Here is a 14547-nt window from a genome sequence, read left to right on the forward strand (position 1 = left end):
GTCATTGATCCAGTGAAACAATTTGTTCCGCCTCAACCACCAATCGATCGCCTACAGAAGCCCGACCGCTTCCGAGAATATAGCCCCGCCGACGCTTGATCACTTCAAAATAGAGATCAATTCGGTCCCCAGGCTTGGCCAAGCTGTGGAATCGAATTCCATTGAGGTTAGTCAGGTATGAAATACCTTTTTTATCAATCGCAGCAAATGCCGCCAATTGTGCAAGTGACTCCACAATCAACATAGGAGGCATGTATGGGTTAGTGTCTGTAATGAACCATTCACTCCAGGTGACAAGTTTGTATCCCTTCGCCCATTGCGACGTTTCGTATCCGGTTACGCCATCCAACAGCAGAAATGGGTACCGGTGCGGAAGCACATCCGGGATATGGATTAGCTCTTCGCTCACAGGCTTATTCCCCTTCCCACTTGCGAACAGCAAGGCAGACGTTGTGCCCTCCGAAACCAAATGAATTGCTAATCGCCGCGCGGACCTCGCGTTCCTGATATACATGCGGCACAAAGTTCAATTCAGGAGCTTCAGGATTGTCACAATTGAGTGTCGGTGGTACTTTGCTGTGAATCATGCTCTGCACAGTCGCAATTAATTCGACTGCCCCTGCACCGCCCATTAAATGACCAGTCATGGATTTAATAGACGATATCGCCAAACGGGGGGCATGCTCCCCGAATACTTTTTGAATAGCATTAATCTCCATACGATCATTAAATGGCGTACTCGTACCGTGGGCATTGACATAGTCGATTTCCTGCGGTGTCAAGCCACCATCTTGCAGTGCGATGTTGATCGCTTCTGCCGGGCCGGAGCCTGAGGGATCTGGAGCCGTGATATGATACGCATCCGTTGTGCATCCATAACCCACAACTTCGGCCAGAATGGTGGCTCCGCGGTTCAAAGCATGCTCCAACTCCTCCAGCACCAAGACTCCTGCTCCTCCACCGATGACGAATCCATCACGATCCACATCAAACGGACGACTGGCCTTCTGCGGCTCTTCATTACGTCTGGAGAGAGCATGGATATTCGCAAAAGATGCCAGATCAAGCTGACTAAAATTGGCTTCTGACCCACCAGCAACCACGACATCAGCCGTGCCGTACTGGATCGTACGTAATGCCTCACCAATGGCATTACTTCCTGTGGCACAAGCCGTAACCACAGCAAAAGAAGGCCCCTTGGCTCCGATAGCAATGGAGATTTCGCCAGGCGCTGAATTGATCATCATGGAGGAAACAAAATAAGGAGAAACTCTTTTGGGACCAAGCTTTGTTAATTTCCCATAGTTCTCCTCTATAACGTCAAGGCCACCTGCTCCAGAGCCGACAATGACCCCCACGCGACTTGCATTCCGCTCATCAATCACTAATTTCGATTGATCCACTGCCTGCCGGGCAGCCGCTAAAGCAAACTGAGTGAACTGTGCGACTTTATTAGCTTCCTTCTTGCTCATATATTGCAATGGGTCAAAGCCCGTAACCTGTGCACCGATCTTTGTCGGAATGTCCGCTGTCTCGAAAGCAGTGACAGGTCCGATTCCGCTTTTTCCTTCCAACAGTGAATTCCAGAAATCCGTAAGATTAAGCCCGACCGGCGTTACGACTCCCTGTCCAGTCACTACAACACGTCTTCTCACTGTATCCACGTCCTTCGTTGAAATTAATTCTTGGAAGCCTGTTGCTCGTAGAGAGGAAAGTCGCCATACACATGACTGATTTTTTCATGCACATCCGCAAGATCAGCATATACCTCGACGACCACAAGCTTGTTCTCCTGATACTTTTGCCAAGCAAGCTGAAGCTGTTCCCGTGCCTCTCCCTTACTCCGAATTGCGAGGCTTTCCACAAACTCATACTGGGGAATTTGAATCCCTGTCTTAGCCGCCTCAGAAACAAATGGGAGGGACTGCCCTGTGAGATGTTTATAATTCATCTGATTCTGCAACCAACCATAGCCACCATTATTGAGTACGATATAGATTAACGGTATTTGATATTCTACCGCTGTCATAAAATCCGAAAAGAAGAGATTGAACGCACCATCACCTACAAGTGCCACTACTGGACGTTGCGTTGCCACACTTGCTCCCAGAGCAGCAGCCGCACCGAATCCTAGGCTTGTTTGATCACTGGGAACAATCGAAAGAGAGCCTTGAGTAAAGCGGAAATATGGATAAAAGTAGGACCACATATCCTGCAATCCATTCTCTTGAAGAAGCACTAGATTTTCAGGAAACTCCGTCTGAATCATGTCCAACAGTTCAGGAACGTGGATTCCAGGGGTCTTTTTCAACTCCTCCAGATAAATAGCCCTGTGAGAAAAAGCCTCCTGTTTACAGCTCCTAATCGTTTCAAGCCACACTCCATCAGGCTCCTGTCCGCGCCGTTCAAGCCACTGCTCCACCGCTGCATATCCATCACCAAGCACTTTGATACCCCTGTATTCGTGGGCAAAATCCTCCAGCTCCACATTAACTTGAATCAAAGGTGTATCCTGTAGCAGAATATCCCACTCGAACGTAGCCGTTTCTTCCAAGCGGCTGCCCAGTGTGATCACCACATCAGATTCCTTCCAGATTTGTCTTAGACTGAGATCCGTATAGAGTCCGGCAACACCGCAGAAAAGTTCGTGGTCTTCATTAACTACACCCCGTCCCGAGGCTGTTGCGAACAAGGCCGCTCCATGTTGGCTAGCGAACCGCTCAATCACATCACCTGTACCTGACTTCATTCCGCCTCCGACTAGAATGAGCGGCCTGCGGGCGGTCTCAATAATCCCCCACGCCGCATCCAACTCCCGACGAGACGGAGAGCACGACAGCTTTTCTGGTGGGGTAAACTGAAGCCCTGTTGGCACAGGCTGGTCCATCAGGTTTTCAGGGAGTTCGATATAGACAGGACCCGGTGCTCCATTGATAGCCAAAAAGGCAGCCCGCTCCATCGCCCATACAAGCCGATCCACATGCTCGACACGATAAGCCCATTTTACGAGCGGCTTCACGAGTGAGATTTGATCGGCTTCCTGAAAGGATCGGGTACCCAGCTTGTCTCCGCCAGTGCCAAGCGCCAAAAGCAGGAGCGGAGCGCCCAGGTTCTTGGCCTCCAGCAGCCCTGTGAGTGTATTACTGAGCGCAGGGCCTTTCCCCACAACACATACGGACATCTGGTTGGTGGTGAGCGCATAACCTGCTGCCATGAACACAGCATTACGTTGATCTTTGCACAGGATAAAATCCATACCGGATGAGGGGAGTGACGATACGATTTTGAGATCATCACTTGGTAATCCAAAGAGATGCTGAACCCCAGCCGATTTTAAGTAGCCAATGATGGCGTCCCAGGGAAAGAAGCTCGCAGTCATACCAAACTCCTCTTTTCCGACAAATATTCTGCGACAATTTCTGAAATCAAGATTGGCTTCGAAATGAGCTTGAAATCATAAAAAATATAGTTCGACATCGTGCCGTAGCCACCAAAAGGCTTATTGCCTTGATCCACATCCTCAAGTGTCTGGTTAATGGTCAATGTATGCTTCTTTCGTAGAACGTCAGTCAGGTGCTCCGATCCGTATAAGCTGCAACCCATTGCACGTTCACTGAAATAACTGGAGGAGATACGTTTGATCAGTTGCTCGTCGTCTTGGTAGCTAACTACATTGAAGACTGGCGAAAAATACTCAATAATCTCCAGATTCTGATCTAATTCACTATATACAACCGTTGGCTCCATCTTTTTTGTACGGAAATCAATGCCGCCGCCGTAAATAATAAACTTATCGTTCGTGTTAAAATATTCGGAAACCGAATATAGCGTGTCTTTATAGAATATAGGGGTATAGTTTGCGTTCGGATCATCGTTGGCTCCAAACACGAGTTGGTCAAGCTGTTGAATCAGCAGATCTTTGAAATGCTCACTCACATCTTGATGTACCAGAATGATGTCGGGGCCTAGGCAGTCTTGTCCAGAGTTGAACAATCTCATTCGGATCACATCGGTAACCGCCAGCTCCAGATCTGCATCAGGTCCGATGATGAATGGATTTAGCCCTTGTCCGTAAAAAATGTAGAGCTGATCTTTTCGAATCTGTTTTTTAATCTTCTCTGCATTGGTATAGCTCCCGGTGAACACCACAATATCAGCTGGCATCACGGAATTCTCCATGAACACCTTCTGGCTAACTTTACGAATATAGATGGGTAATCCATGTACAGCCTGAAGCTTTTCATGCAGCATGTTGACGTACTCATTTACGTGAGAAGAAGGGCGAAAGTCTATATTTTCAACGTACAAGGACGGAATCAAGAGGTATAATGCATAGGAGTACAAAATGACGTTGGAAGGCATGAATACAGCCATAGATCGTTGCCAGCTTGGCTGATAGGTCTGCACTTCTTGCAGAGCACCTTGAAGTGTGAGGATCGTGGAGTCAATTTCTGCATTGGCGGCCCGATAGGATGAAAATTGCGTGAGAATATCCATCACTTCCTGCCGATTTTCAATCAAATAATTGAGGCATTTCAGAATAGATTCATGCCTTTCCAAAAACAGTTTGTTTTCTGCCAATTCTGGATTTATATTCATGGCACATTCTCCCTTTCCTATATGCGGTTTTGGTAAATATCTTGCTATACCTTGCGAGAAGCAACTTTTTCCAGGGCAATATGCTCCATCTCCAGACGATCCACTTTTCCATTGCGGTTTAAAGGAAAGTGGTCGAGCGGAAGCAAAAGATCGGGAAACATGTATGAAGGGAGTACACGATTTATTTCTTTGCGGAGTACAGACAAGGCTTGCGAGGATTCGCCTTCGATGAAGGCAACAAGCAATGTCCCTTTAGCCTCATCCTCCAAGGTGATCACACAGGATCGGTAACCTAGCGAACCAATTCGGTCCTCAATATAGACCGGAGATACCATATAGCCCATCCGGTTGACCGTCTTGCCGCTGCGTCCAATGACATACAGCATTCCGTCATCCAGATAGCCCAGATCCCCCGTCTTGAACCAACCGTCCTGTAGAACGGATTGCGTCAGGTCTGGACGATTCAGATAACCTTCCATGCATCCAGCACTGCGTATCCACACCTCGCCTACGATACCGTCCGCCTGCTGGTTGCCTGTAGAATCTAGTATTTTCAAATCCACACCAGGTAATGGTAGACCACAACCCTTAGGACACTCTAGCGTCCCCAGCGTAACGTTGCCCAGTTCAGAAAGGCCGTAACCATTCAGCAGGGGCTGTCCAAATATGTTGTTGAATTTCTCTTCAAGGTCTTGGGTAAGTGGAGAACCGCCTACGCACCACATGCGCACCGGAGCTTCCTTGACCATTTCCAGTTGTTCGGGTTTTCGGTTTAGCATACGCAACAAGGTGTAAAAAGCAGAGGGGTTAGCGTCTACGACCGTCGCCCGGTCTTTCGTAATACTTGCAATGACGCTCCAGAGGTTTTTTGGATTGCAGATGATGAGAGAACATGAGGTTAACCACCAGGAGAAGATAAGTGAGATTCCATAAAAATGAGAGAAAGGCACAACGGGGAGCATATGGTCAGACGGTAGGTAGTTCATGGCGTGTATGGAATGCCTGATATTCTCCATAAAAGCTGAACCAGCTTTCACGATTCCCTTGGGTTTTCCCGTCGTACCTGAAGAATACAGAATGAGCGCATCTGGCCTCTCGCACCACTTGTTAAAGTCGAGGGCTTCAAGCTTTGGCTCTCCCACCCAATCCGGGTGTACTGTTTCTTCTTGAATCAGATCTTGAATCAGAATAACGAGTGCATGAGGAAGTTCTAAATCGGAATCCGTAAGGATGCAACAGGCACCCGCTTCATCATAGATTTGGGCCACCTCATCGAGCACAGTCTGCTCGTCCACCACAGTCACCGAAACAGCGATATTGCACAGGGAGAACAGAGACACAACAAACCAATAGGAATTGGCCGCTTTTAGAATCACTCTACCGTCTTCGGGAATTCCTCTGAGCGTCAACATCCGGGAGAAGATCGTAACATCTCGCTCCAGACGCTCCCTAGTCATAATTCCTTCAGGTGAGATAATACGGCAATCCGTATGCGTAATAAGCACAACGTTCCCTCCTTACATCCCCGTAATATGGTATCCAGCATCTACATGGATAACTTCACCCGTAATGCCTCTCGATAAATGGGAAAATAGGAATAACGCCGTATCTCCGACTTCCGACGTATCAACCGTCTTGCGTAGGGGCGTAGTTTCTTCAATATGTTTGAGCATTGTGTTAAAATCTTTAATGCCATAGGCAGCCAGGGTCCGTATCGGACCAGCGGAAATCGCATTTACGCGAATGCCATATGTGCCCAGATCATTCGACAGATAACGCATGCTGGCTTCCAGTGAAGCCTTCGCCACACCCATAACGTTGTAATTTTTGATCGCTCTTTCTGCGCCAATATACGTCATGGTGACGATACTTCCACCCTCTGTCATCAGTGGGTATACTCGACGGGAGACAGCAGCCAAAGAATAGGCACTGATTTCTTGTGCAACGGCGAATCCCTCGCGAGAAGTGTCAACGAATAAGCCATCCAAATCCTCAGCCTTAGCATAGGCCACACTGTGAAAATAACCATGCAACACGCCTACTTTTTCTTTTAGAAAATCCGCCAATGCATCAAGCTCTTCATTGCTTTGTACATCGCAAGGACAGACCAGTGCTCCCGGAATGGTTTCAGCGAGCTTTAGTACCCGCTCTGCAACCCTCTCATTTTCGTAAGTAAAAATGAGCTGTGCTCCTTCAGCAGCTAAAGATTGAGCTGTCCCCCAGGCAATACTCCTGTTATTAGCCACGCCCATAATCAAAATGTTCTTACCGCTCAGTAGTACTGCCACAGAAACCACCTTTCTTTTTTACATTTTTAAACAAAATAACAACTTAATTGCGTATGTCTACATTTATAGACATATGTAATCTTTCCTGGAATATTATCGCGTTAATTGCCAAACTTGGATAGGCGACGTTTTAGGCAAATCACAAAATTTATTTTAAAATTTGTGTAACACATCATGTATGCTGTCTGTCATCTCACAAAAAATAGTTGTGTTGCTTCTGTTGGTCTGTGTTCAAATCGAAAGGGATACATGTGTGTGAAAAAAGGTAGCGCGGCAAAAATAAGGTGACTGTCAAAGCGAGTTAAACATAAAATCCGCATATTTTTGTAAATATTTACATTCCGATGACAGACTCACCCCACTACCGGAAGTAACCACTTCATTTTCACCAACAATGACTCTCCCGATTTGAACATCCTGAGTGACCAGCCAGATATCATCTAAGTGTAAAGCTTTAACCTTTATAGACTACGCTTTTGTTTTTTGGGAGCTAAAGTATAGCTAAAGGAGACAACAAAGTCGATTGCCAGAACGATCGCCCATGTTTGCATAATGCCCTGCAAAGATACAGTACGCTGCGGATCATCAACATACACAATGATGGCGAGCAACAAAGCATTACCTATAGCCCAGCCCAAAAGGTGAAGCAACCAACCTATCCGTTCCTCTTTTGCATGAGCAGCACCATACTTGCGTTCAGGCTTGGGTCCCTTACCAAACCAATGGGAGAACCGTACATCCGCCCACTTAATTAACCTATGACCAAATGCTACTGTAATACCAAAATAACAGGCCGCCAAGCCAGTAGCAGTCGTAATCTCCATGCCACTTTTCACCGTGATGAACACCGCAATCAGTAACAGGATATCAATAATGGGGGTAAATAGTAAAAGAAGACCGCCTAACTTCTTCAAGCCAAACATATACCTTGCGATCAAGCCTGCAACAACAAAAACCCAAAATAAAACTTCAGCACTAATAATAAACAAATACATAATAGATGATTCCTTTCAAATTAGAAATTGGTATTTACCAAAACTATCCCCCTTTCATGCCCACTATCATACAATATTATACATAATATTCCTAGTATTTTGTCTATAATTACATAAAAGGAAACAAATAGCCGTTTTTTCTGCAAAAAACAGTATCTGTTCAGATCATTTCGTTTTGTTCTCAAAATGGGCATTTTACATGATATGCTACCGATAAAGAATTATGATGATCTGAAATGAAAAAAGATGTACCTATGCTAATTAGCACGGGTACACCTTTTTTTACAGATACACTATCCAATTACAATATGCCCTTCGGGACGACGGTACAATGTCTTGGTCGAGCGTGGACGAATGGCATAGGCAATCGTAAGAGGACCAATCCGACCAATAAACATAGTCACACAAATAATCAGCTTGCCTGCGTCAGACAATCCTGGCGTCACTCCTACGGACAAGCCTACCGTTCCGATTGCGGAAGCAGCCTCAAATGCAAGGGAGAGAAATGGGGCATCCTCTGTCATTAAGAGCAGTATAACCACAATCGAGAATATAAATAGGGCCAGTACAATAATGGTCAGCGCCCGCATCATGATATCTTTGGGGACCCTATGACGGAAAAACACAATTTCCTTCTGTCCTCGCATGACGGCGATTAGCGCACCTACCATAAGCAGAAACGTTGTCGTTTTAATTCCTCCTCCCGTGGAGCCCGGAGAAGCACCGATAATCATCAGCAACATAATAAAAAACTGACTTGCCTGCCTTAACCCGCTGATATCGACTGTGCTCGTACCTGATGATCTCGTGGACACCGATTGAAAGACAGCTCCATATACTTTGCCTTCCCAGTTCAACGCACCCAAGGTTCGTGCATTGGTAAACTCAAAAATAAATATAACCAGCGCACCAATCACAATGAGCACTCCCGACACGCTAAGCACCATTTTGGAGTGTAGAGACAGTCTTCGGGTACGGCGAAAATCGAACAGGTCGCTAAGTACAAGGAAACCCAAGCCTCCTGATATAACGAGCACTGATGCAATCATATTGAAAACAAAGTCTCCAGCGTACTGCTGAAAGCTAGTCCCGAACAGATCGAATCCCCCGTTATTAAAGAGGGATACGGAATGGAATATTCCATAATAGATCGCTTGTCCGACAGGCATTTCTCGCATCCACCGCAAAGCTAAGACGACGGCAGCTATCGCCTCAATGGTAAAAGAAAAGATCAGCACCTTGCGAATAATGCGCACGATCCCTTCCATGCTATCGGCATTAATAGCTTCCTTAAGCAGCAACCGATCCTTTAACGATAATCGCCGCCCCAACAACAGCGCAAACAAGGTCGCTAAGGTCATAAACCCCAGCCCGCCTAGCTGCATCAGCACCAAAATGACGGTTTCGCCAAACATCGTATACGTTGAATCCACGTCAACAACGACCAGTCCTGTGACACAAGCGGCTGAGACGGACGTAAAAAGCGAATCAATCCAATGCGGAGCATGTCCACTATGATTGGCAACAGGAAGCATCAGTAGCAAAGTACCTAATGCAATAATCAATAAATATCCGATGACCAATATAAAAGGAGGCGATGCGAACCGACTAAGCTTGACGCTGCGTTTCATTAGAAGTATTCTCTCCATCCGTTCTTATGAAAAAGAGGAACAAAGCACGGGAAGCCCGGCTGATCCTCTGTATTCATAATGTTATTCTACTGTTGGTTACGCATATGCGGGAAAAGCAGCACATCGCGAATGGAAGGCGCATCTGTCAGCAACATAACCAAACGATCGATGCCGATGCCCAGTCCGCCTGTTGGTGGCATACCGTATTCCAAGGCGCGGATAAAGTCATCATCCATTTCATGTGCCTCGTCGTTACCGTGCTCACGTTCCAGCAATTGTGCTTCAAAACGTTGGCGCTGGTCGATTGGATCATTCAACTCGGTGAACGCATTCGCATGCTCACGAGCAACCACGAACAGCTCGAAGCGATCCGTAAACCGCGGATCTTGTTCGTTTTTCTTAGCCAACGGCGAGATTTCAACTGGATGTCCAGTAATAAAGGTCGGCTGAATGAGCGTTTCTTCTACGAACTGCTCAAAGAATGCATTCAGGATATGGCCAAATGTCATGTGTGGTTCAACCGGAACTTTATGCTCTTTCGCAAGGCGATGAGCTTCTTCATTACTCATCTGCACACTAAAGTCTACGCCTGTTACTTCTTTAACAGCATCAACCATGGAGACTCTGCGCCATTGCGGCGTCAGATCCACTTCCTGGCCTTGATATTGAATGTGCTGTGTGCCCAGTACTTCCTGCGCAATATGTGCAACCATGTTTTCCGTCAATTGCATGATATCTTTATAATCAGCATACGCTTCATACAGCTCAATCATCGTAAACTCAGGGTTATGGCGGGTCGAGATACCTTCATTACGGTATACACGTCCGATCTCATATACTTTCTCCATTCCGCCGACAATTAGTCGTTTCAAATGGAGTTCAATAGCAATACGCATATAAAGCTGCATGTCCAATGCATTATGGTGCGTAACAAATGGCTTCGCCGCCGCTCCGCCAGCAATGGAATGTAATGTTGGGGTTTCAACTTCCAGATAGCCGAGCGAATCGAGGTAACGACGCATGGATTGAATAATACGGGACCGTGTAATGAACGTTTTTTGTACTTCAGGGTTCATAACTAGATCGACATAGCGCTGACGGTAACGCAATTCAACATCCTTCAGACCATGATATTTCTCCGGTAATGGATACAAGGATTTGGACAAGACCTCAATATCCAGCACTTTGATTGTCGTTTCGCCTGTTTTGGTCTTAAAGAGTACACCCTTAACACCAACAATATCGCCCAGATCCAAAATACCAAATGCTTTATATTTGGATTCAGGTACCGTGTCTTGACGAACATAAATTTGAATACGTCCGCTAAGATCCTGTATATGAGCAAAGCTGGCTTTCCCCATCACACGTTTAGCCATAATACGGCCTGCTATGCTAACTTCAATATTCTTTTCTTCCAGTTCTTCCTTGGTCAAGCTGTCATACTTGCTCAGTAGTACGCCCGCTTCAGCCGTGCGTATGTATTTGCGTCCAAAAGGATCAATGCCCAATGAGCGAAGCTCGTCCAATTTGGCACGACGAATTTGCAATAATTCACTTAATTCCTCGCGATTTTCTTGTGATTCCTGGTTAGTAGTTTCATCCGACATGGTGCTAAATCAGCTCCTTCAATATGAATAGACGGGCCGGGGTCCGTCCGGGTGTAGAGAAAAAAAGCTTCCACCAGGAAGCTTTTACATTAAATTCCAAAGTCCGTGTCTTATTTCTTGATATCCACGATTTTATATTGAATAACGCCTGCTGGAACGGTGACATCCACTACAGTTCCCTTTTTCTTACCGAGAATTGCCTTGCCAACCGGACTTTCATTCGAAATCTTGTTCTGTAGCGGGTCGGATTCGGCAGAACCTACAATAGCATACTCTGTAATATCTCCGAATTCCAAATCTTCAACAGTCACAGTTGCGCCTACTCCCACAACATCGGTGTCAATTTCATCACTATTGATAATGCGGGCATTGCGTAGCATCTTTTCCAACGTAATTACACGGCCTTCAATAAAGGCCTGCTCATTCTTCGCATCCTCATATTCGGAGTTTTCACTGATATCTCCGTATCCGATGGCTACCTTAATCCGTTCAGCCACTTCGCGGCGTTTGACAGACTTTAAGTTCTCAAGCTCATCTTCGAGCTTTCTAAGACCTTCCTGTGTCAGAATGACTTCTTTATCGCTCATCTTAACCGATTCTCCTGTCATGGGAAAAGTTTAAAAGTGCATCGGAATGCACGCTTTCAAAACATAATATGCCACTCTGAGGGAATGAGAACATTTCCTGCTGTTGTCTTGAGAGCTGCACACAATTTGTAGCATACATCAAGATTTTATACTGAACGATTATAGGGCAAGCAATTGGAAAAGTCAATCGCGTGCACAGGCCGGAACAGCTTACCTTATTGCGCAACAGCAGCAGGAGAAGCAGCGCTTGTAGAAGGCTCATCGTTTTCTACCATGTGCAATTGAGATACAAATTGATCCAAAATACGTACCATATCGTCGCGCTTTGTTTCTTCCATAATGACATCCTTAATACGTGCAGAGCCTTTAAGGCCCTTGAGGTACCAAGCCAGATGCTTGCGCATTTCACGGACAGCTACCGCTTCACCCTTCAACGCAACCAGACGATCCATATGCAGAATGGCAATACGAATTTTTTCTTCCGGTGAAGGATCGGGCAACAGCTCGCCTGATTGCAAGTACTCTATCGTACGGTAGAGCATCCACGGATTCCCCAGAGCACCGCGTCCGATCATAACGCCATCACAATTGGTCAAATCCAGCATACGGCGAGCATCTTCCGGTGATGCCACATCGCCATTTCCAATTACAGGAATGGAAACTGCTTCTTTAACTTCTTTTATAATATCCCAATTCGCATGTCCCGTATACAGTTGCTCCCGTGTACGGCCATGTACGCTAACGGCCTGTCCTCCGGCACGTTCAACCGCGCGAGCGTTCTCTACGGCATAAATATGCTCACTGTCCCAACCAATACGCATTTTCACAGTAACCGGCTTGCTTACTGATTCCACTACCGCCGATACCATTTCATAAATCTTGTTTGGATCGAGCAGCCAACGAGCACCTGCATCACATTTGGTCACTTTGGGAACCGGGCAACCCATATTAATATCAATAATATCTGCATTCGTTTCCTGATCTACGACCTTCGCTGCTTCCACCAAAGATTCGCGGTCTCCCCCGAAAATTTGCAAGCTAAGTGGCTTCTCACGCTCATCTACAAACAGCATCTCGCGCGTACGCTTGTTGCCGTGAATGATCGCTTTATCACTAACCATTTCTGCACATACCAGACCTGTACCGAATTCCTTGGCGATCAGGCGAAAAGCAGGGTTGCACACGCCTGCCATCGGAGCCAGAACGACTTGGTTTTTCATTTCAATACCGCCGATTTTCAACATATCTGTTCACCCCTTTATTCTTTCTTTTGTATCATTATTTATCGTCATTCCGTCAGTTCCCGGACTTCAATTTCTAGCGTTTGGGCGATAATGTTCAGCATGTCTAAGTCTATTGTACGATTGCCTCGCTCCACAGCACCTAATACAGTCAAAGATATACCAGTACGCTCTGCCAACTCCTGCTGTGTGAACCCTTTTAGCTTCCGAAAGGCGCGGAGTCGTTGCGCCAGCTGCATGTTTTCCAAAGCTGTATGCCGTCCTTTCCATCCACAGAATTCAATGCAGTATGCACGATACTGTACAGACCGGACGGATCTTGGTTCGGAACGATGTCTGCCAAAGGAACCAGCACAAAAGCACGCTCCAACATACGAGGGTGAGGAAGCTCCAAATCCGGTGTAGCCAGTTGTGCCGCTCCCATCCATAACAAGTCCAGATCAATGGTTCGTGGACCATTAGGAATATGTCTTACTCTCCCCAGACGACTCTCCACCTCCAGCATATATACCAGAAGCTCCTCCGGAGCAAGTGTTGTAGATACGGCTACCGTCATGTTCAAAAAAGAAGGTTGATCCAGATACCCAACAGGCTCTGTTTCGTACAGGCTGGAGCACCGTATTACCCGGATACCCGGATGTTCGTCCAGCGCCGTAATGGCTTCATACAGGGTATGCTCGCGCTCCCCCAAATTAGCCCCTAAAGCAATATAAGCCTCTGATGCCTCAGAGGTCGAATGTGCATTCATGTATCGTTCCTACTTTCTTGCGCGATAAAGCTCAACCGTCACGCCTTGAAAATGAATATCAAACGGCGGATGCGGCTTCGTGACTTTGACAGTCAGTGCATTGACACTAGTATAAGTGTCCAGTAGGGAAGATGCAATACGTTCGCCCAAAGCTTCAATCAATTGGTAAGATTCCTTTTCTACAATATCTTTAACGGTGTAATGCACCTCGGCGTAATTAACCGTTTTGTCCAAAGCATCCTGCTCACCCGCTTCACGCAGATCAAGCTCCAGTTCCAAATCAATATAGTAACGTTGTCCCAGCTTACGTTCCTCTGGAAAAACGCCATGATATCCGTAATACTCCATACGATGCAAAACCATTTTATCCATCGTGGATAGACCCCCTGTTTTTTAACTTGGTTTTTTCTATATAAGCTCAACTTAAAAGTCTCATATCGTGCCACTGCGCAGTCGGATGGTGCTTCCTATCGCCACCGCCCCCCAGATTTCTTGAATAAAACCCATAACCAAGGTAGAAACCCGGGGAAGTGATGCTTCCGAAGCCAGCTCTCCTACGGAAAGCTTTTAAAGCGACCGCTTTGCTTGTACAGCACCATTCCGTCCACTTCGTTCTCGTTCTTTTTTTCGTTCATCTTACATACATTTCTCTCTAAAAATACAGTGACTTTATGCTGGTGGTAGCGGAACGAAGGATTTGAATCTGGAGAAGCGAAGCGCTCGCCTGAAAGCTTTTCAAGGAAAAGCTACATCGTAAGCATATACTTAACGGGATTCTAACAGTCACATGTTTACCAATTCAAAGAATCCCGTTGCAACAGCGATCGTAGGATCAAATCATTCGTGGAGCG

The 14547-nt window shown here is 46.3% G+C and carries 14 protein-coding genes; all 14 read right to left on the bottom strand.

What is annotated here, in order from left to right; all coding sequences use genetic code 11:
- Position 1: 1 nt before the first annotated feature.
- Complete coding sequence (locus AC5ELV_RS23950) at positions 2-409, bottom strand: 3-hydroxyacyl-ACP dehydratase FabZ family protein (protein WP_493432173.1); 408 nt, start codon at positions 407-409, stop codon at positions 2-4.
- A gap of 4 nt (positions 410-413) precedes the next feature.
- A complete protein-coding gene (gene fabF, locus AC5ELV_RS23955; RefSeq protein WP_493432174.1) occupies positions 414-1655 on the bottom strand; it encodes a beta-ketoacyl-ACP synthase II in 1242 nt (413 codons plus the stop codon).
- 23 nt (positions 1656-1678) lie between these two features.
- Positions 1679-3379: a thiamine pyrophosphate-binding protein gene (locus AC5ELV_RS23960; protein WP_493432175.1), complete on the bottom strand. Its 1701-nt coding sequence runs from the start codon at positions 3377-3379 to the stop codon at positions 1679-1681.
- On the bottom strand, positions 3376-4599 hold the full coding sequence (locus AC5ELV_RS23965; protein ID WP_493432176.1) for an aldehyde dehydrogenase family protein: 1224 nt from the start codon (positions 4597-4599) through the stop codon (positions 3376-3378). The genes AC5ELV_RS23960 and AC5ELV_RS23965 overlap by 4 nt, the downstream gene beginning before the upstream one ends.
- A gap of 44 nt (positions 4600-4643) precedes the next feature.
- Positions 4644-6104 (bottom strand): class I adenylate-forming enzyme family protein, encoded by a 1461-nt coding sequence (locus AC5ELV_RS23970; protein ID WP_493432177.1) that lies wholly within the window; start codon positions 6102-6104, stop codon positions 4644-4646.
- 12 nt (positions 6105-6116) lie between these two features.
- Positions 6117-6887, bottom strand: coding sequence for an enoyl-ACP reductase FabI (fabI, locus tag AC5ELV_RS23975; RefSeq protein ID WP_029514642.1), 771 nt, complete (start codon positions 6885-6887; stop codon positions 6117-6119).
- A 461-nt stretch (positions 6888-7348) separates the two neighbouring features.
- Positions 7349-7882, bottom strand: coding sequence for a hypothetical protein (locus AC5ELV_RS23980; RefSeq protein ID WP_493432178.1), 534 nt, complete (start codon positions 7880-7882; stop codon positions 7349-7351).
- 293 nt (positions 7883-8175) lie between these two features.
- Positions 8176-9513: a TrkH family potassium uptake protein gene (locus tag AC5ELV_RS23985; RefSeq protein ID WP_493432179.1), complete on the bottom strand. Its 1338-nt coding sequence runs from the start codon at positions 9511-9513 to the stop codon at positions 8176-8178.
- An 86-nt stretch (positions 9514-9599) separates the two neighbouring features.
- Positions 9600-11120, bottom strand: coding sequence for a lysine--tRNA ligase (gene lysS, locus AC5ELV_RS23990; protein WP_322157883.1), 1521 nt, complete (start codon positions 11118-11120; stop codon positions 9600-9602).
- 110 nt (positions 11121-11230) lie between these two features.
- The gene (greA, locus tag AC5ELV_RS23995; RefSeq protein ID WP_013308160.1) at positions 11231-11707 is read right to left on the bottom strand and encodes a transcription elongation factor GreA; all 477 of its coding nucleotides are present in this window, start codon (positions 11705-11707) and stop codon (positions 11231-11233) included.
- A gap of 215 nt (positions 11708-11922) precedes the next feature.
- On the bottom strand, positions 11923-12951 hold the full coding sequence (dusB, locus tag AC5ELV_RS24000; protein ID WP_493432180.1) for a tRNA dihydrouridine synthase DusB: 1029 nt from the start codon (positions 12949-12951) through the stop codon (positions 11923-11925).
- Between the two features lie 44 nt (positions 12952-12995).
- Positions 12996-13196 carry a helix-turn-helix domain-containing protein gene (locus tag AC5ELV_RS24005; RefSeq protein ID WP_185156379.1) on the bottom strand — a complete coding sequence of 67 codons (201 nt, stop codon included), beginning with the start codon at positions 13194-13196 and terminating at the stop codon, positions 12996-12998.
- Positions 13148-13696 carry a 2-amino-4-hydroxy-6-hydroxymethyldihydropteridine diphosphokinase gene (gene folK / locus AC5ELV_RS24010; protein ID WP_493432181.1) on the bottom strand — a complete coding sequence of 183 codons (549 nt, stop codon included), beginning with the start codon at positions 13694-13696 and terminating at the stop codon, positions 13148-13150. The genes AC5ELV_RS24005 and folK overlap by 49 nt, the downstream gene beginning before the upstream one ends.
- Before the next feature lie 9 nt (positions 13697-13705).
- Positions 13706-14068 carry a dihydroneopterin aldolase gene (gene folB / locus AC5ELV_RS24015; RefSeq protein WP_250241533.1) on the bottom strand — a complete coding sequence of 121 codons (363 nt, stop codon included), beginning with the start codon at positions 14066-14068 and terminating at the stop codon, positions 13706-13708.
- Positions 14069-14547: the final 479 nt, after the last annotated feature.

This window comes from Paenibacillus sp. NMA1017 (assembly GCF_058895805.1).